Origin of the sequence: Hymenobacter volaticus (genome assembly GCF_022921055.1) — a bacterium.
GTDB classification, from domain to species: Bacteria; Bacteroidota; Bacteroidia; order Cytophagales; family Hymenobacteraceae; genus Hymenobacter; species Hymenobacter volaticus.
Window position 1 is genome coordinate 2,010,165 of the sequence record NZ_CP095061.1, and the last position, 18,245, is coordinate 2,028,409.

General features: G+C 57.9%; 14 protein-coding genes, 2 pseudogenes and 1 riboswitch. All 16 genes and pseudogenes read right to left on the minus strand.

The genetic code is table 11. From position 1 onward, the window contains the following. Positions 1-82: 82 nt before the first annotated feature. The 16 genes and pseudogenes from MUN86_RS08670 to MUN86_RS08760 all read right to left on the minus strand — a co-directional run bounded on the left by MUN86_RS08670 (position 83) and on the right by MUN86_RS08760 (position 18,242). Entirely contained in the window at positions 83-310 is a 228-nt protein-coding gene (locus tag MUN86_RS08670) for a hypothetical protein (protein WP_245124213.1), read from the minus strand. Then, positions 307-1,592: pseudogene (locus MUN86_RS31685) on the minus strand (TSUP family transporter). The gene MUN86_RS08670 and the pseudogene MUN86_RS31685 overlap by 4 nt, the downstream one beginning before the upstream one ends. Before the next feature lie 132 nt (positions 1,593-1,724). Beyond that, positions 1,725-3,440 (minus strand): NADPH-dependent assimilatory sulfite reductase hemoprotein subunit, encoded by a 1,716-nt coding sequence (locus MUN86_RS08690; RefSeq protein WP_245124218.1) that lies wholly within the window; start codon positions 3,438-3,440, stop codon positions 1,725-1,727. Positions 3,441-3,444: 4 nt separating this feature from the next. Next, positions 3,445-4,211, minus strand: a pseudogene (locus MUN86_RS08695) (DUF2490 domain-containing protein). A gap of 8 nt (positions 4,212-4,219) precedes the next feature. Next, a complete protein-coding gene (locus MUN86_RS08705) occupies positions 4,220-5,308 on the minus strand; it encodes a TonB-dependent receptor domain-containing protein (protein WP_245125673.1) in 1,089 nt (362 codons plus the stop codon). Then, positions 5,260-7,098: a carboxypeptidase-like regulatory domain-containing protein gene (locus MUN86_RS08710; protein WP_245124227.1), complete on the minus strand. Its 1,839-nt coding sequence runs from the start codon at positions 7,096-7,098 to the stop codon at positions 5,260-5,262. Before MUN86_RS08710 ends, MUN86_RS08705 begins: the two co-directional genes overlap by 49 nt. 138 nt (positions 7,099-7,236) lie before the next feature. Beyond that, a complete protein-coding gene (locus MUN86_RS08715) occupies positions 7,237-9,156 on the minus strand; it encodes an assimilatory sulfite reductase (NADPH) flavoprotein subunit (protein WP_245124230.1) in 1,920 nt (639 codons plus the stop codon). An 87-nt stretch (positions 9,157-9,243) separates the two neighbouring features. Continuing rightward, positions 9,244-10,047 carry a uroporphyrinogen-III C-methyltransferase gene (gene cobA, locus MUN86_RS08720; RefSeq protein WP_245124233.1) on the minus strand — a complete coding sequence of 268 codons (804 nt, stop codon included), beginning with the start codon at positions 10,045-10,047 and terminating at the stop codon, positions 9,244-9,246. Between the two features lie 64 nt (positions 10,048-10,111). After that, a complete protein-coding gene (locus MUN86_RS08725; RefSeq protein ID WP_245124236.1) occupies positions 10,112-11,401 on the minus strand; it encodes a sulfate adenylyltransferase subunit 1 in 1,290 nt (429 codons plus the stop codon). A gap of 92 nt (positions 11,402-11,493) precedes the next feature. Next, positions 11,494-12,405 carry a sulfate adenylyltransferase subunit CysD gene (gene cysD, locus MUN86_RS08730; protein ID WP_243802849.1) on the minus strand — a complete coding sequence of 304 codons (912 nt, stop codon included), beginning with the start codon at positions 12,403-12,405 and terminating at the stop codon, positions 11,494-11,496. A 115-nt stretch (positions 12,406-12,520) separates the two neighbouring features. After that, positions 12,521-13,300, minus strand: a complete 780-nt coding sequence (locus MUN86_RS08735) for a phosphoadenylyl-sulfate reductase (protein ID WP_245124238.1) — start codon at positions 13,298-13,300, stop codon at positions 12,521-12,523. A gap of 330 nt (positions 13,301-13,630) precedes the next feature. Next, positions 13,631-13,722, minus strand: a riboswitch (SAM riboswitch). Positions 13,723-13,986: 264 nt separating this feature from the next. Then, positions 13,987-15,471, minus strand: coding sequence for an oligosaccharide flippase family protein (locus MUN86_RS08740; RefSeq protein WP_245124241.1), 1,485 nt, complete (start codon positions 15,469-15,471; stop codon positions 13,987-13,989). A gap of 54 nt (positions 15,472-15,525) precedes the next feature. Continuing rightward, a complete protein-coding gene (locus MUN86_RS08745; RefSeq protein ID WP_245124244.1) occupies positions 15,526-15,711 on the minus strand; it encodes a hypothetical protein in 186 nt (61 codons plus the stop codon). Beyond that, a complete protein-coding gene (locus tag MUN86_RS08750) occupies positions 15,669-16,226 on the minus strand; it encodes a polysaccharide deacetylase family protein (protein ID WP_245124247.1) in 558 nt (185 codons plus the stop codon). Before MUN86_RS08750 ends, MUN86_RS08745 begins: the two co-directional genes overlap by 43 nt. A 53-nt stretch (positions 16,227-16,279) precedes the next feature. After that, positions 16,280-16,891: a DUF7033 domain-containing protein gene (locus tag MUN86_RS08755; protein WP_245124249.1), complete on the minus strand. Its 612-nt coding sequence runs from the start codon at positions 16,889-16,891 to the stop codon at positions 16,280-16,282. Positions 16,892-16,943: 52 nt separating this feature from the next. Beyond that, a complete protein-coding gene (locus tag MUN86_RS08760; RefSeq protein ID WP_245124252.1) occupies positions 16,944-18,242 on the minus strand; it encodes a glycosyltransferase family protein in 1,299 nt (432 codons plus the stop codon). Positions 18,243-18,245: the final 3 nt, after the last annotated feature.

The window sequence follows — 18,245 nt, forward strand, 5'->3', positions numbered from 1 at the left end:
ACGTACATCATCGAAAACACAAACGCCCCGACCAGTACTGGTCGGGGCGTTTGTGTTTATACAAAAGTGGCCAAGGTCTGCACTAAAAGAACACCTTGCGCAATGCCCATAAACTCCAGATAATCACCATCAATCCGACACCCACAAACATCCACCGCACCGGAATGCGGCCGGCGAGGCGGGCAGCTATGGGCGAAGCAGCAACGCCGCCTACTATCAAGCCCAAAATAATCTGCCAGTGCGAAATGCCTAGCGTGGCGAAGAACGTAACGGCGCTGGCAAACGTGACGAAGAACTCGGTGACGCTCACCGACCCAATAACGTACTGCGGCGTGCGGCCCCGGCAATGAGCGTGCTGGTTACGAGGGGGCCCCAGCCCCCACCGCCAAACGAATCGAGGAAGCCGCCGGCTGCGGCCAGTACGCCTAGTTTCTTGTGCTTTTTGCGCGCACTTGGCTTGGAAAAGGCTTTGGAAATGATGCGGACACCTAGCAGCAGCAAGTACACCGCCAAAAACGGCTTCACATACTTCGCGTACTCCTCGCCGAATGTTGCCAGCAGGTAGGCCCCGTAACGGCGCCCAAAACGCCCGGAATCAGCAACACCTTGAACAGCTTCTTGTTGACGTTGCCGAAACGATAGTGATGATAACCGGATGCACCGCTTGCAAACATCTCGGCGGTATGGATGCTGGCGCTAACCGCCGCCGGCGAAATATTCAAACTCATCAAGCTAATGGCCGTCACTACGCCGTAGCCCATGCCTAACAGCCCATCAACTATCTGCGCCCCAAAGCCAATAGCCACGAAAATGTAGAACGTATCGGCGTTGCTTGCTACCTCCCAGGCCTGCTGCCACGTGACGTAATAGGAGATGATGTTGATAATGATAATGGCCATGAACGCCAGCAGCGACATGGTAGCTCGGCGGCGCCACATGGCCGCCGCCGGCGACTCGTAGGCCGGGCCGCCGGTTAGCTCGGCCGTCACGGCGTTGAGGGAGCGTACTTTGTGCGCAAAGTCGCCGCCTACCTTCTCCCGAATCGAGGACATCCGTTGTAGTACGTCGTTGAGCTCGTCGGGGAGGGTGGTGGTGAGCATCTCGCGCAGCCGTTTGGCAATGGTCGGCGACTTGCCGTTAGTGCTAATGGCAATTTTTAGGTCGCCTTTCTGCACAATGGAGCCCAGATAAAAGTCGCAGGCGTCGGGCGTGTCGGCTACGTTGCAAAGCAGGCGCTGCCGGGTGGCATCGGCCTTGATGGTAAGGTTCAGGGCCTTATCGTCGGTGGCTACAATCACCAAGTCGTGGCCTACTAGGTCGGTGATTTGATAAGGCCCTTCGCGAAGCTGCACGGCCGGGTGGCGCGCAGCCAGTTCCTGTAGTGCGGGCAGAAAGTAAGTAGCTACTACGGTTACCGCTGCCGCGGGGCTATTCGCTAGAATAGCGGACAGCTTTTCCAATCCTACATTTCCTCCGCCTACGAGCAGCACGTGCAGCTGTTCCAACTTTAAGAAGATGGGAAACAGTCGGTTCGCTCCTGTTAGCGGGGGCTCGGAGCGTGGCTGTGACACAGGGTTATTGGAAAGAGACATGGATGGTAGGTTGGAAGGTCAGTTCTGGTAGCGCGGACATTGGCAGCAGTAGCGGCCAAGGGGAAAGCAACTATATAAAAAGAGCGTCAGGCTTCGGCAAACGCAGCCCGACGCCTTTTCTATAGGCACATGCTACTCGTGGAAGTTCAGGCCGTGCGTGGAAGCGTGCACGTACCCCCGACGGACGGTGAAATCTCCAAACCGCTCAAGCGGCTCCCGGTTTTCAGCGTAGTCAGCAAAAATCGGCGTCAGCTCCCGCACTATACCATCTTCATCCAGCATTTCTTTATACAGTTTGTTGAGCCGCTCGCCGTTGAAAGCCGCTCCCAAATACAAATTATAACGCCCGACGGAGCGGCCCACCAACCCTATTTCGGCCAGATAAGGGCGGGCGCAACCGTTGGGGCAGCCCGTCATCCGCAGCAAGATATCATCTTGCGTTAAATTATACGCTTTCATGCTTTCCTCCAATCGGGTGAGCAACTGCGGAAGATAACGCTCGGCTTCGGCAAATGCCAGCGAGCAGGTATTCAGCGCCACGCACGCCAATGCCCCCCGCCGGAGCCCCGACAAGTCGTTGCCGGCTACTTCCACGCCGTGTTCGGTGAGCAGGGCCTGAATAGTGAGGCGGTGCTCGGGCGCTACGTTGGCAATAATCACGTTTTGGTTGCCAGTCAGGCGGAAGTCGCCGGTGTGGAAGGCGGCAATTTCGCGCAACGCGGTTTTTAGAGTATTGCCGGGGCGGTCGGCTACGCGGCCGCCTTCCACCAGCAGCGTGAGGTGATGCGCGCCATCGGGGCCGGTGGTCCAGCCGAAGGCGTCGCCGGTGCTTTCAAACTTGTAGGCGCGGCCGAGTTCTAGCTCGTAGCCCAAGCGGTGGTTGAGTTCTTGCCGGAACACATCCAAACCAACCCGGTCGAGGGTGTACTTGAGGCGCGAATACTTGCGGTTTTCGCGGTTGCCCCAATCGCGCTGAATAGTCACCACCTTTTCGCAGAGGTCCACTACCTTGTCGGCCGGCACAAACCCGATGATGTCGGCGAGGCGAGGGTAGGTATCGAGCATGCCGAACGTCATGCCCATGCCGCCGCCAACGGCCACGTTGAAGCCGAGTAGCTGGCCCTTTTCCTCAATGGCAATTAAACCTAAGTCGTTGGCAAAGATGTCGGTGTCGTTGTGGGGCGGAATGGCCAGCGCAATCTTGAACTTGCGCGGTAGGTAGGTTTTGCCGTAGATCGGCTCGGCATCTTCCTCGCCTTCGTTGGGCGCACTGATGTGCTGCTGCTCGCCATCGAGCCACAATTCCCAATACGCCGACGTGCGCGGCGTGAGGTGGGCGCTGATCTGGCGCGACACTTCATACACCTGCGCGTGCACCTCGGACTGGTGCGGGTTGGGGTTGCACATCACGTTGCGGTTCACGTCGCCGCAGCCCGCAATGCTGTCCATAAACACCTGATTGAAGCCGAGAATCGTTTTCTGGAGATTGCGCTTGAGCACCCCGTGCAGCTGAAACGTCTGGCGGGTGGTTATCTTGAGGGTGTTGTTGGCGAACTTCGTCGACAGTTCGTCCATGCGCTGCCACTGGTCGGGCGTGGCAATGCCGCCCGGCACGCGCACCCGAATCATGAGCGAGTACAGGGGCTCCAGCTTCTGGCGTTTCCGTTCGCTGTCCAGGTCTCGGTCGGTTTGCTGGTACGAGCCGTGGAACTTGATGAGGTGGGTATCGTCGGGGTTGAGGGCGCCCGTAATCCGATTGACGAGACTATCGGCCAGCGTGCCGCGCAGGTAGTTGCTGGCCGTCTTGACGTGTTCGACTTCGGATAATTTTATGATGGTATCGGCCATGAGCTTATTGAGGAGCGGGAATTGGAGCGGGCGGCGGGGTGGGCCGCAAGTCGAAATTGTGAAAGTAAAACACCCGAATGGTGTGCTGGTTGCGGTAGGTGCTGCCTGCTGGAAGCTGCTGAAACAGATGCATATAGCCGGCGTGTAGTTGCCCGTGCTTGTTGGCCTGATACACAAGGCCAGCAAACAGGCGGTTTTGGTCGAAGTAGTTGTAGCGAATCTCCTTGCCGAAATTCATCATCACCTCGTTGTTGAGTAGAAATTGCAGCCCACCCGGGTCGAACCCACGTTTGGTGAGCGGCAGGAACAGGGCCGCGTTGTAGCGGGCCCGGTAGTTGAAATCGTAGTCGTCGGTGCGTTCGTTGTCGCGGATGGTGTTGCGAAACCGTTCTTCTAGCCGCACCCATTGCATCAGGCGGGCCTTCGGGAAGCGCGTAAACCACTGCACCTGCTGCCACGGCCGGTGCTCGGGCTGGCCCACCGTGCGCGCCCCATCCGGGAAGTGATGCACATAGGCATAGCCCCCGTCAGTCGCACGTCATCAGTGAGATAATACGTGAGGCCGACCCGCGCCACGCCCTGAAACAGATCCTGCACATACCGGTCGTGCAGGCGCAGGTGCAAGTCCGTCCAAGTGCCCCACCGCTGCGAAAAGCGGGTTTGATTGAAAACCCCTAGCCACGTCTGTTGTTCCCGCACATACTGCTTCTGCGCCCGCACTGGCAGCGCCGCCACGAGTAAGCAAGAGAGTAAAAACAGGCGAAAGATCATGGTGAGTGTTAGCGAAGGATGGTGTTGTCGAACGTCACGGCCACGTAGTAGAGCCCGCCGATAGTTGGGCCGGCGGCATACTGGATGTAGCGGTTGTTGAGCAGGTTGGTGCCGCCTAGCTTGATGGTTGATTTTAAGACAGGTATACGCACGTTCACTTGTGCGTCCACGGTCTGGTAGGCTAGAATCCGGCCGTTGGCAAGTTGGCTTTCCCACAGGAACGAGTCCTGGTAGCGCCACACCACGTTGAAGCCCACGTTGCGCACCACTTCCCTGTTGCCAAAGCTCAGGTTGGTGGTCCACTTGGGCGTGTTGAAGCCGGTGATAAACACGTCCTGCGTGCTGTTGGTGGCAATGTTGTTGTAGTTGACGTTGCCGGCCAGCGTGTATTTCTGGTAGAAGTTGTAGGTGACGCCCAGCGCCGAGCCGTAGCTGCGGTATTGGTTGCGGGCGTTGGCATACACCCGGTACCGGTCTTGCTGCCCGCGGGTCAGCATGTCCAGCACCGACGCATCCGTGCCCACCGCCCCCGACTTCGGCACGGCCACTTCCACCTGCCCCAAGAAGCCCGAGTACACGTTGTAGTACGCATCCAGGTCGAGGGCCAAACGGTTGTCGAAGAGCACACTGCGGTAGCCTACTTCAAACGCGTTGATGCGCTCTGGCTCCATGGTCGGCAGGTTGGCTACTTGCAATACGTCGCGGTTGTTGAGGGCGGCCCGCTGCTGCTTTTGGGCAGTGGTACCCCCGCCATTGTCGGCGGCTACGTCGCGGCTGACGGCGGCCGTGAAGTTGTCGAGGGACGTGAGCGTGTAGGAATTGTCGAGGAAGCCGAGGCCTTCGTTTACGCGGGCCAGGCCGCCCACGCGGCGCACGTTGCCGTTGTTCACGAACGACAGGGCTTCAAACAGCGCCGGGAAACGCCAGCCGTTCTGGAAAGACGCTCGGAAGTTGTGGTTTTTGGCCGCCGTGTACACGGCAGCAATCCGAGGGTTTAGCTTAGGATTGAATTCGGGGTTGTAGTCGAGGCGGAGCGAGGCGTTCAGCTTCAGGCGGTCTTGCAGTAGCAGCTTGGTGCCTTGCGCAAAGCCCCGAATTTCTTGTAGTACACGTTGTTGCCGCCCGGTGTGGTGCGGTCGGCGAGGGGCTTCGAGAAGTCCACGAAGTTGTTGCCATCGGGTATCACCTCGTACACCCGAGCGTCGGCCCCGAGCACCACATCGGCAAACTTGATGCGCCGGCCTACGTTCCACTGCGCCTCGTTGTGGTAGGTGCGGCTGCGCTGCCAGAGGGCCGCCCCGCCCGTGGCCGGAGCGCCCGGCACGTTCACGCCACTGTCCCAATTGTTGATGCCGGTGATGGTGTTTTTCAGTTGATTGAATGCCTCGGTGCCCGGCTCAGCGCGGCCGGCATCGGCTACGGCGCGGGCTTGCTGCATGGCCGTGGCCAGGTCGGTGCCGCGGTTCACTTGGTTCTGCAACTCAGTCCGGAACTTGTTGCCCCACACCGTGTTCGAGCCGTTGTTGAGGTCGAGGTTGAGGGCCAGCGGGTTCAAGTTGTAGGAGTCGCCGGTGTTTTCCACCAGAACGTAGCTGCGCACGTAGTAATCGGCGCCGCGCAGTTCCAGCTTGTGGTTTTGCACGGTCACGTCCTTGAGCTGAATCTTGTTGCCGCGCTGGAAAATGCCGTCCATCAGGCCATAGCGGTAGCCGTAGGAGAGTTCCAACTTCTCGGTGAGCTTGTAGAACAAACCACCATCGAACTTGAGGTTGCGGACGGTGGGCGAAATCAAGTCCTTCTCGTAGTAGCCGGTGCGGCGCACGTTGAAAGTCTCGGTGCGGCCACCGTACTGTATAGCCACCGGCACGTTGCCGCTCCGGTCGTCGCCGTAGCGGTTCCAGAGGTCGGCGGCCGGGTTGTTGGCGCCCGACAGCTCCGAGAAGCGCGGGTTGGCCGAGTTCAGGTTCTGCGGGTTCTGGTCGGTTTGGGTGTCGGCCAGCCAGTCGGTGCCGCGCAAGTAGCTGAAGTTCACCTTGAAGGCAAACTTGTTGTTGAAGGCCTGCGCATAGCGCACGGCCGTTTCCGTCAGCACGCTCGGGTCTCGGTCTTTGCCATCCACGTGGTTGACGCCCACCTTCTGGTACACGCTCAGCCCCTGATACGTGAAGGGGCTTTTGGTGGTCAGGTTGGCCATGCCGTTGATGGCGTTCATGCCGTACAGCGCCGACGCCGCGCCGGGCGTAATTTCCACGCTGGCAATATCCAGCTCCGTTGGCCCGATAGCGTTGCCGAGCGGCACACCGAGCGTGGCCGCCTGCATGTCCACGCCATCCACGAGCTGCATGAAACGGAAGTTGTTCGGGATGTTAAAGCCGCGTGTGTTCGGCACCTTGAACGTGATGCTTGACGTGGTCATTTGCACGCCCTTCACGTTTTCCAGCGCATCGTAGAAGCTCGGCGCTGGCGTTTCCTTGATGGCCCGGATGTCCAGCTTCTCAATAGCCACCGGCGACTTCAGCCGGCTTTCCTCCACCCGCGACGCCGACACCACCACCTCGTTCACGGCAATGGCCCTCGATTCGAGCTGCACCGCAATCGGTTGGCTGCCGCTGGCTACTTCCAGCTCCCGGGCTTCGTACCCTACAGTGTTGAACACCAGCGTAAACGGAAACCGCAGCCGCGACTTCAGCTCGAATTTGCCGTTCATATCGCTCTGCGTGCCCACTGAGGCGCCCTTCACACTCACACTTACACCTGGCAGCGGCTGCTTTGTACTTTTCTCGTACACTGTGCCGCTGATGGCTATCAGCGCATCCTGCGCCCGCGCAGGCACAGCGGCCAACGCCACGGCCGGAACAAGCAATAAAGAAGCGTAGTGTGCTTTCATTTGGTTTGTATGGTGGATTGGAAGGGGTTTTTATCTGTCATTCCGACATTCTGCGCATTAAGCGGCGAGAGGAATCTGAGCATAGAGGTCGAGTGGCCTTATCCAGATTCCTTTCTTCTGCTTCGGAATGACAGTCTATTAATACACGTCCTCTAAGTAGCGTCGCGACTTTTTCAACTGCTTCAAGTAGTCGGCGGCGTAGTCGGCATCTTGGCCGCTTTGCTGCTCGATGATGGTGAGGAGTGCTTTGCGTACATCAGCAGCCATCCGGGTTTTGTCGCCGCAGACGTAGAAGTAGGCGCCGTCTTCCAGCCACTTAAACACTTGCGGTGCTTGCTCCAACAGGCGGTGCTGCACGTAAATTTTCTCGGCTTGGTCACGGGAAAACGCCAAGTCGAGGCGAGCCAGCGAGCCTTGCTTGAGGTGTTGCTGCCACTCGGTTTGGTACAGGAAATCGGTGGTGAATTCCGGGTTGCCGAAGAACAACCAGTTGCGCCCCGGCGCGCCCGACTCGGCCCGCTCCGCTACAAATGAGCGGAACGGCGCCACACCCGTTCCCGGTCCTACCATGATAATGTCGGTAGCCGGGTTCTGCGGCAGCTTGAAGTATTCGTTGCGGTCCACCCACACGCGGGCCGTGTCGCCAATAGCCAGGTGGTCGGCTTGATACACCGAGCAAGCGCCGTGCTTCTGGCGGCCGTGGGCTTCGTAGCGCACCGCTCCTACTGTCAGGTGCACTTCATCGGGGTGAGCCAATGGGCTGCTGGCAATGGAATAAGCCCGGGCCGGCAGCGGCCGTAGCACCGCCGCCAAATGCTGCGCCGACAAATCGATGGGGAATTGGGTAAGCAAATCCACAATGTCGCGGCCGTAAAGGAAGGCTTGCAGCTGCGTAGTCCCGAGCAACGCCTCGCGCAACTCCGAGTACTGCGGCGCCAGGGCAGCGTAGCGCTCCAGCACATCACGCGTCAGCACCGACAGTTCCAGGTGTTCGGTTAGGGCAGTGGTCAAATTCAGTTCCACACCTTTCAGTTGCACCGGCGCAGTGGCATCGAGGCGAGCCGCCTTCACGACGTCCGCCACCAGTTCGGGGCGGTTCGTGGGCTGCACCATTAGCGCGTCACCGGGCTCATACTGGAGGCCGGAGCCTTCCAGGGAAAACTCTAGATGGTAGGTTTCCTTCGCGGAACCGCGGCCATTGAGTTGAATCTTCTCTAGCAACGGCGCATCGAACTGTACGTCTTCGTGCTGCACCGCGGGCTTGAGCGCTGGCACCGGACTGCTGGTCACCCGGAATACGGATAAATCTGCCTGGCTACCGCCGTTCAAGGATACCGCCGCCGCTTGTGCCAAAGCCGCTCCCGTGCTTGGGCCAACTTCAGGTGCGGCCGTAGCTACTTCCTGCGCTAGCACGTCCAGCACCCGGTCGGCCCACTGCGCCGCCGACTCCTGAAATTCCACGTCGCACTCCACCCGGTCGGCGAGGCGCTGTGCACCCAAGGCCGCTAACCGCTCATCGAATTCAATACCCGTTTGGCAGAATTGCAGGTAGCTTTTATCGCCGAGGGCCAGCACTGAATAGCGAAGCGCCGGGAGCTTGGGCGCACGCGGGCCCAACAGGAATTGGTGCAAATCTTCGGCGGCAATGGGCGGTTCTCCTTCCCCTTGCGTGCTGGTAATCACAAGCAATTGTTGCTCCGAAGCCAAGGCGCGCGTGGGGTAATCGTTCATGTCGCGCACGGTGGGCTCTAGCCCGCGTTGGCGCGCTGCCTCGGCCGTTTGCAAGGCCACTTTTTTGCTGTTGCCAGTCTGCGAGCCATACAAAATGGTAAGGCGTGAAGGAGCAGCTGCCGCTGGTGTCGGTTGCGCCGCGGCTGGTGCTGCTACAGCAGCGGCCGGCGAGTTAGCGGCCACCGACTGCTGAGCAGTTTCGGCAGCGCGGCCGTATAAGTAGCCGCTCAGCCACAGCAATTGCTGGTTGGTGAGATTAGCTGTTAACTCGTTGAGTGCCTTATCGTCGAGGCCGATTGGCAGCGAGGAAGAAGAGGGAGTAGACATTGAAATTCAGGTTGAGGCGGTGGGCTGAAAAGGGGGGAAGGGAGCCAGACGATGGTTGCAGCCTTCCAGAAACCAGGCGGCGTTTTATTAAGCTACTTCGGCGTAGGCTGCTGGAAAAGCCGGGAAGGTTAAGCCTGGCAGCAGCGTGGCAGCCTCGGCATGCGTTGTCGCCAAACGAGTGACTTCCCCGATAACAATGATGGCTGGGGCCCCAATACCGGCCGCTGCCGCACGGCTTGGTAGCTCAGCTACCGTGCCCGTTACCAACTGAGCGTTCGGCAAGGTGCCGTTCTGGATGATGGCCGCCGGTGTATTGGCCTGTCCGTGTTGGCAGTACAGCGCCGCAATCCGCTCCAATTCACCCAAGCCCATCAGAATAACCGTAGTAGTGCGGGTGCTGGCCGCCTCCCGCACGCTCCCCGACAACTCGCCGGTAGCCGTGGTGGCCGTAATCACCCGGAATCCTTCGCTGGCCCCACGGTGCGTTACCGGTATGCCCATGCTGCCGGCCGCTGCAACGGCGCTGCTAATGCCTGGTACATAGTCGGTAAGCAAGCCGTGTTGCTCAGCATAAAGCATTTCTTCGCGTCCGCGCCCAAACACAAACGGGTCGCCACCTTTCAGCCGCACCACGTGGCCGTGTAGGCGGGCCTGCTCCACAATCAGCGCGTTTATTTCGTCTTGGCTGTAGCTGCGCATGCCGCGCCGTTTGCCCACAAAAATTGTCACTGCATCGGGCCGGGCGTGGCTAAGCAAGTCGTTGTTAGCCAGCGCATCATATAAGATGACATCGGCTTCGCCCAACACCCGCGCCCCCTTCAGGGTCAGCAGCTCCGGGTCGCCGGGGCCAGCACCTAGCACGGTAAGGCGAGGGATTTTAGTGAGTGACATAAGCAGTGATTAGTAATAGAGGGCCTGCTGTGGCTGCGCTCAGCAGGACGGTCAAAATCAGGTATTAAATAGAAAAGGCTACCGGAGGCGCCACCGGGGCCGTGAAGTAGTCGGCGTTGGCGGCGCCAATCAGGCCAGCGGCTACGGTGTCGCCGCTTTGCTCGTCAACTAGGATGAAGGCGCCGGTTACGCGGTTTTCGTGGTAGTTGTCAACGGCCAGGGGCACGGCGGTTTTGATGCGTACCCGCACGATGTCGTTGAGCTGCGCTGAATCGGCGGCGGCGCGGGCGAAGGTTTGCACGTTCACCTTATGTAGAATAGCCGGTATTGCCGCTTTCACCACGGCGGAATGGTGCTGCAACAGCAGTTTGCGACCCGGCCACAATGGCTGCTCGCTCATCCAGCACACGGTAGCTTCCAGTTCCCGCGTCAGGGTAGGCACGTGCTCCACCGGAATGATGGCGTCGCCCCGGCTGATATCCACGTCATCGGTGAGGCGCAGCACCACGGCTTGCGGCGCCGTAGCGGTTTCCACCTCTTGCTGATTGACTTCAATAGCTTCAATCGTCGATTCCAGGCCCGAAGGCAGCACCTTCACCCGGTCGCCGCGGCGGTAGTGGCCGCTCTGGATCTGACCAGCGTAACCGCGGTAGTCGGGTAGGTCGGCGGTTTGGGGCCGGATTACATATTGCACCTGAAAGCGTGGCGCGGCATTGGCAGCTTCCACAGCGGCGGGCACACTTTCCAAGTGTTCCAGCAAGCTAGGGCCCGTGTACCATGACAAGCGGTTAGAGCGTTTTACCACGTTGTCGCCGTGCAAAGCGCTGAGCGGAATAGCGGTGGCGGCGGGTAGCTGAAAATGGTCGGTGAGGGCGGCATAGTCGGCGGCAATCTGCTCGAAAATATTTTGATCGAAGCCCACCAGATCCAGCTTGTTCACGGCTAGCACGAAGTTGCGAATGCCGAGCAACGCGGCTACCAGCGTATGGCGGCGCGTTTGCTCTACTACACCTTGGCGGGCGTCCACTAGCACAATAGCCAAGTCGGCGTTGCTGGCACCCGTCACCATGTTGCGGGTGTACTGCACGTGGCCCGGTGCATCCGTGATGATGAATTTGCGGCGCGGCGTAGTGAAATATTTGTAGGCGACATCAATGGTAATGCCCTGTTCCCGCTCGGCCCGCAAACCGTCGGTCAGTAAGGCCAAATCCACAGTGCCTTGCACAGTAGGCCGGTTTTCCAGCGCCGCCAGCACATCCAACGACACCGAATCGGAGTCGTAGAGCAGGCGGCCAATGAGCGTGCTTTTGCCGTCGTCGACGCTGCCGCAGGTGATGAATCGGAGAAGGTCCATGAGGTGAAATTGTGAGTTTGTGAAATTGTGAGTTCGTCGTGCTGGCGAGGCGTGAAAGCAATTCACAACCTCACCCTTCACAACTTCACCACTTAGAAATAGCCATTGCGTTTGCGGTCTTCCATGCCGGCTTCCGAGATATTGTCGTCGAGGCGAGTGGCGCCCCGCTCGCTTACTTTAGCCAGCAACAAGTCCTGAATGATGTCTTCCACAGTGCTAGCGTCGCTTTCCACGGCGGCCGTGCAAGTGGAGTCGCCTACGGTGCGGAAGCGCACTTGCCGGGTCACGATTTCGTCTTCCTCGTCGAGCTGCAAGTGCTCGGAAAGACCCAACAGTTGGCCGCTTGGTAGCACCACGCAAGTCCGCTCGTGGCCGAAGTAGATGTCGGGGAGGCTGATGTTTTCGCGCTGGATGTAGCGCCACACGTCGAGCTCGGTCCAGTTGGAAATCGGGAAAACTCGCACGTTTTCGCCTTTCTGGATACGGCCGTTGTACACGTTCCACAGCTCGGGGCGCTGGCGCTTGGGGTCCCACTGCCCGAACTCGTCGCGCACCGAGAAGATGCGCTCTTTGGCGCGGGCTTTCTCTTCGTCGCGCCGGGCCCCGCCGATGCAGGCGTCAAACTCGAATTCCTCGATTACCTCCAGCAGCGTGTAAGTCTGGAGCGGGTTGCGGCTCGGAAACTTGCCACCCGGCTCGCGCAGGCGCTGCCGCTTGATGGTGTCTTCCACGCTGCGCACAATCAGCTTTTCGCCTAGTTCGGCGGCCAGTTGGTCGCGGTAGGCGAGCACCTCCGGGAAGTTGTGGCCGGTATCCACGTGCACCAGCGGGAAAGGGAAGCGACCCGGGCGGAACGCTTTTTCGGCAAGCCGCGTGAGAACGATAGAGTCTTTACCGCCCGAGAAAAGGAGCGCCGGCCGCTCAAATTGGCCGGCTACTTCCCGCAGGATGTGGATGGCTTCGGCTTCCAGCCGGTCGAGGTAATCGAAGGAATGCGCACTCATGGTTTCTAGGATTTGCTGGTGCGGCACCGGAAGGTCAAGTAGCATGGCTTTTGATGGTTTCGGTGCCGGATAGAAGGGTCCAGAGCAGGCGCTCCAGAATAGTTATGAGGGGAGATTAGTGCTGCTTTTCAACCGGCTCTACCACCGGGTCGGGCCCGTCATGGTGAGCGGTAGTGGAGTGTAAGCCGCATTCTTTGGCGGAAAGGTCTTCCCACCACCAGCGGCCGGCCCGAAAATCTTCGCCGGGCTTAATGGCGCGGGTGCAAGGCGCACACCCAATGCTCACGAAGCCTTGCTTGTGCAGCGGGTTCACCGGAATGCCGTTGGCTTGGGCGAAGTCAATGGCTTGCTCCCACGTCCAGTCGAAGAGCGGATGAATCTTGGTGAGGTTGTGGGCGGCATCCCATTCCACGGGGTCCATGGTTTGCCGGTTCTGCGACTGTTCGGCCCGGATACCCGTCACCCACGCCGCCTGGCCTGCCAAGGCCCGATTCAAGGGCTCCACCTTGCGGATGTAACAGCATTCCTTGCGGTTGTCGACGCTTTCGTAAAAGCTGTTGGGACCCTTGGTACGCATCAATTCTTCCACGCTTTCTTGGCGCGGGTGAAACACCTCAATCGGCTGCTGATACTTGAGCAGCGTCTTGTTCCAGGTGGAATAGGTTTCCTGGAAGTTGCGCCCCGTATCCAAGGTGAAAACCTTGATGGGTAACTCGTTGTCGAAAATCAGATGGCTGATAATCTGGTCTTCCAAACCGAAGGAAGTGGAGAAAACCGCCTTCTCGGGGAAGTGCTTGGCTACGAGCTGTAGCCGCTCTAAGGCAGAAATTGACGGTAGCTGAAGGCGCAGGTCGTCCAGCACGGGAACGGCCAACGCGGCAGATGCTGTGGGCATGACAAGAAAGGAGAGAGGAATTTGCCGCGGCGGCAAGGGTCCAGCCGGAGAATAGCCTTGGTAGTTGGGAGTGCAAAAGCACTGCAGAAACCAACCGAAAGCGAAAAGTGGAGTGTACGGATATGGGATAGAGCTACGCGTAAAAGCGTATCAGCTCACCACAATCAGCGCACAAACCAAGAAAAAGAGAGGGGTGCGCTACTACTAACAACAGCAACCAAAAGCCACGGTCATACAGACGGGGCTTGCCATGCCACAACACCCATGCTGTACAGCAGAGAAGGTGGCAGAAATGGCGGCAGTGTTGATGAAGCGTTTCACGGCAACTTGTTTTTATATGGTCAGGACTTGGCACCGTTTCGGATCATCCGATGGTTGCCGGCGCTTCGTCGAGCCTGTCTCTCCACGCCTCTGTATAAAAACAATCCTTTTGGGGGTAAAGAATTGATACTGCAAAGGTAGTGGCGGAAATTTTATACTTCCAAATTTATTTATTATTGCCTACTACAAGGAAGTGCCGCCTTCTGTTTTGGTGGCAGCACTTAGTACGTCTTCAATACCCGCAAATCTTGCTGTCAGGCACACTAGGCAGGATTAGTAGTTGTTGGCGGACGGTATATAATTTGTTTGGTAAGCATAGCTTTTGCGTGTTATAACAGCCCGCATAAATTGGTGATACCAAGCAATTAAGCGTTGGAGCGCCCGCGCCGGAGCAACGATTTCACTATTTCTCGTACTTGTGGCTCGGCATTCGTAGCCAGCAGCAAGCCGCCATATAGCGCGGTAAGTACCACCGAGCGTAGCAGCATCGTGACCAGCAAGGAGTGCGTGAAAGGCACAAGCCACGCCACTACGCCCGCTACGGCGGCCAGCAGCAGGATTACAGGCACCCGTTTGTCAAACGGCTGCAACCCGAAGCTGTGCCACACAAACCAGGTGCGGGCTATGTTGATGGTTACCAGCGAAACAGCGGCGGCCACCGCTGCCCCTGTCAGGCCCATACGCGGAATCAGCAGCAGGTTCATAAGCACCGTGGCCAGTGCCAATGACGCGTTGAAAATCAAGTCGTAGCGGTAGCGCGGCGACGTAACAACGATGAGCCCATTGAGGCCTGTAATGCCATCAAAGAGCCGGCCTGCCAGTAGGATAAGTACGGCAGAAGCACCGGCGGCATAGGCAGGTTTCATCTGACCGAATATGAAATCCAGGTTCAGCGCAATGCCGAGCGCTAAGTAGCAGCCAAGCACGGTGTTCAGGCGCGTGGTGCGCTGGTAGAAATCGGCCATGCGCGGCAGGTCGTTGTTTTTCCAGTATTCGGCCAGCAGTGGAAAGGCAATTTTGTAGAGGGCACGAAACGGTAGCACCAAGGCCGTGCTAATGAAAAACGCCGTGCCGTAGATACCGGCGCCATCCAAATCTACTTTAGCACCTACCATCAACGAGTCGATGCTGGAAATAACAACGCCCGACACGTTGCCGAGCAGCGCAAACGCCCCGAAGCCAAGCATCTCGCGCAACGGCCGCACCCGCAGCACCGCTGCGGTAGGTTGCAAATGCAATTCGCCAATGGAAGCCGTGTACACTGTCAGCAGCAAAGCAATGCCCCCAAGTGCGCCCACGTACCACAGCACATAGCCGTGAAAATCGAGGTAGCCGCCAGCAAACAGGAGTGCCCCGCCCGTAACAAGTAACCGCAAGACGATTTCCTGCGTGAAGGAAGAGAAAGCCGTATGATACAGGGCTTTGAGGTAGGCATCCTGGAGGTTGATGAGCAAGACAAACAAAGTCAAAACCAACCCCCAAGTGTAGTACCGGCCCAGCAGCGTTGCATCGTCAATGTACCAGTGCAGAACCAGGGGCCGGCCAAGTAGGTACAATACAGCAATTAGGATAAAGCCTAGTAGCGGTACTCCTAATAGAAACGGTAGGAACCCCTGGTGCCCACTCTCTGGCTTGCGGAAATAGGGGAAAAATCGCACGCCCATGTTGCCAAATCCAAACGCCGACACCTGCGCAAACATGGTAGCCAGCGCCATTAGCACGCTGGTCAAGCCTATCTGTTTCGGCTCTAGCACCTTCGGCAGCACCAACACTGTGTTTACGAAGCCTAGGCCCAAGCCCGCATAAGAAATAATGGTATTGCGCAGCCCTTGCCGCTGAACTATGCCCAAAACAATAAGAAGCTAGAAGTTGGGAGACAGAAGACAGAAAAAAGAAAATAGCTCCTACCTCCTGTTTTCTAACTCCTTTAAAATGTCCCGGCCGTTGACGAAGGCGGTATTGCGGCTGCGAAGGTACTGCATCAACTCGGCGAACTGGCGCGGACCGGTAGTTTCGTTAGCCGGGTCGAAATGATCGTTGTGCCAGATCAGGGTGCAGACGCCGCCAAACCGCTCGATTTCCTGAAACATGGGCAGTAGAGCCGGTAAGATTTCGTGGGGGCTAGCTGCAAGTAATTAGGATGATGCAGCGTAGCGTCCATCACGTTAAGCGGAATTTCAAGGAAAGTACAAGCCCTGCCTTGCGTGAAGTCGAAAGGACGGAACGGCAGGCAATAGGAGTTGCGGAAGCCGAAATGCTCGGCAAAGCCCAAGGTAGAGTCGTAGGCGAAACCAACTTCTTCAACCACGGCCAGCGTGCGGCGCGGTTCCCAACTCAGGTAATGGAATCGGTTGCCGGCAGCAGGGGCGGGCATTTGTGTTTGCTCCCGCGCCAAGCGGTGCCGATCAACGGCAGTGCCAATGCTCCCGTGAACTGCTATCTCAGCACCCTGTTTTACGAGCGCCTTGAAGCGCCATTGAAGCGCTGTCGCAGCTAATTTGTAATCGGCGTTGGGCGTGCCATTGCTCGCAGGGCAGTGCTCAGGCAGCAGAAAGAATGTGCTCTTGGCGTCATAGCCCGCTACTGTCTGCTGCACTAATTCCAAGTTGTCCCAAGCATCTGATTGGAAAAAACGCCGCCAAAGAAGTTGCCCAACTCTTAGCAAGTTGCCACGTTGCAAAGCAGCTTTGGCGGGGCTTTCCAAGCACTGCGCAACTCATCGATGTCGTGGGTGATGAACGTAGCAAATGGTGCCTCGTTGACCCAAAGGCGCGGATGCAGTATTTGACCTGTTGTGTGCTCAACAGCCGTTTTCAGGATATCGAAGTAGTAGTTAACCACTGGCACCGCCACGAAACTATAGTGGTGCTGCACGCTGGCGGCGTAAGGGAAACGGCCGTGCCGGTCTCGCTCTTCGGAGAAATACTCCTGCCAACCGCTAAGCAAATAAAACGCTGCCGCTAGCAAGTCAGCATTGATGCGAGCGTGTTTGGCAGGTAAAAGCTCAAGTAGCGGTTGCGCTGGATTTAAGTCGAAGAAAAAGGGCAGCAACTGGCCTTGCCATTCGCGTAGGGAAGGGGCCGGAGGATAAGGCTCCTGACGAGCAAAAAAGTCGCCGGCACTAGCAACTACCTCTACCTGTGGCTGTTGGTTGGCGTAACCAATCGATACTTCCGGCACTTCTGCGTAGGCTTGCCGAAAATGATGCAGCACATAAGCCAGCCGGAGTTCTACAGAAACAGGTGCAATTACAGATAAAGGTGGAAGCATAAGAAGAGTAAACCACTCGCCTTTACAGTCAACGTGCGGCACAAGCTAAAGCTTATGCGACAGTTTTCAGCCATTGATTCAGCAATCGTACAGCCCGTTCGCGGCTGCGGCCCTCATCGGGCGTGCCTAGCGTGGCATTGTAGTACGCGGCGCGCTGATAGATATCAAGCGGTTTATGCGCTTGATAGGTAGCAAGTAGCGCAGCTAGCTCGGGCAGGGTAGTGGCTCTTTCGATTAGGTTGTGCGCCACGTAGCCATAGTAGTCGTCGGTGTTGGCGTGGGTGTTGAACCGGTAGTAAAGACCGACTACGTTGAGTAAAGTGGCTTCGAGGTGGGTGCTGGTGTCGGCAGCAATTAAGGCGTCCTGCTTGGTTAGAAATGCGAAAACGCTTTCCTGTTTGGCGTTGGAGAATTGCAAGTTCGGATGCTGTAGCTTCAGAAAACTAAAGTCCCGCGTGTCGCTAGGATGGGCTCGAAAGGTGAACGTCAGATTCGGAAACTTCGGAATCAGGTAGTTCAGTACAGCTGTTAGAGCTTCTGTTTCGTCGAGCAGGTTACAAGCCAGCCCTACTCGTTGCACGGTTGGGTTCTGGTTTCGCATGCTCAAAAACTCGTCGGCTTTGGGCATCCCAACTAGCTGCACTTCCCCATGTACAGGACCACATTGACGGTACTTGTCCAAGGCATCCTGGCCTTCGAGCAGGTTCAGGTCGAAGCCCAAGGGTGGAAAGCTAGTGCTCACACTGGCATGCTGAATGTACGCAGTGGGCACCCCTTCGGCACGACAAGCTAAGAGCAGCGCACGCGTATCGTCGTTGTGGTCGTTGGCAAACACAACGGCCCGTGGCCGGTGGTGCCGCAGCGCCCGACGGTACACTTCATAATAGCCGATTGCACTGAAAATCAAATCGAAAAACCGCCAAGCCCGAGCGCCTTCTATCCTGATAAGGCCTGCCAACGCCAGCGGGAATTGCCAATAGTACAACAACTTCCGCCGGAGCGAAAGCCGATTCACTACCGCGTTATAGCGCCCAATTTGCTTGCTTTGACCAGCCACCAACACCGCGTCCGGTAAGGCTTCTCGTACAAAATGCAGCGACTCGTAGTTGTTCTGGCTGACCACATAGAGCCACACAGCCTCCTGCAAGGGTTCAGGGTTGCGGATGGGCTGAATGATATTGCCAAGCAGTCGCGCCGCTGTGTAGCCTAGTACTTTCACTAGCCGCCGCAGTGGGCTGGCAGGCGAGATTCCCTGCAGCGTGCTGGCTGGCAGCGTAGCAAACATGGGGGTGAAGCGCAACTGTAGAATGTCGCGCAGTCGGGCAATAAACGTAGGCGGAACCTCGGGCATCAA

Coding starts and splice junctions, on each gene's coding strand:
- MUN86_RS08745 (WP_245124244.1), bottom strand. CDS start 15,711: ATGTTTCAGGAAATCGAGCGGTTTGGCGGCGTCTGCACCCTGATCTGG.
- MUN86_RS08735 (WP_245124238.1), bottom strand. CDS start 13,300: ATGCCCACAGCATCTGCCGCGTTGGCCGTTCCCGTGCTGGACGACCTG.
- MUN86_RS08690 (WP_245124218.1), bottom strand. CDS start 3,440: ATGGCCGATACCATCATAAAATTATCCGAAGTCGAACACGTCAAGACG.
- MUN86_RS08755 (WP_245124249.1), bottom strand. CDS start 16,891: ATGCTTCCACCTTTATCTGTAATTGCACCTGTTTCTGTAGAACTCCGG.
- cobA (WP_245124233.1), bottom strand. CDS start 10,047: ATGTCACTCACTAAAATCCCTCGCCTTACCGTGCTAGGTGCTGGCCCC.
- MUN86_RS08725 (WP_245124236.1), bottom strand. CDS start 11,401: ATGGACCTTCTCCGATTCATCACCTGCGGCAGCGTCGACGACGGCAAA.
- MUN86_RS08710 (WP_245124227.1), bottom strand. CDS start 7,098: ATGAAAGCACACTACGCTTCTTTATTGCTTGTTCCGGCCGTGGCGTTG.
- cysD (WP_243802849.1), bottom strand. CDS start 12,405: ATGAGTGCGCATTCCTTCGATTACCTCGACCGGCTGGAAGCCGAAGCC.
- MUN86_RS08760 (WP_245124252.1), bottom strand. CDS start 18,242: ATGCCCGAGGTTCCGCCTACGTTTATTGCCCGACTGCGCGACATTCTA.
- MUN86_RS08715 (WP_245124230.1), bottom strand. CDS start 9,156: ATGTCTACTCCCTCTTCTTCCTCGCTGCCAATCGGCCTCGACGATAAG.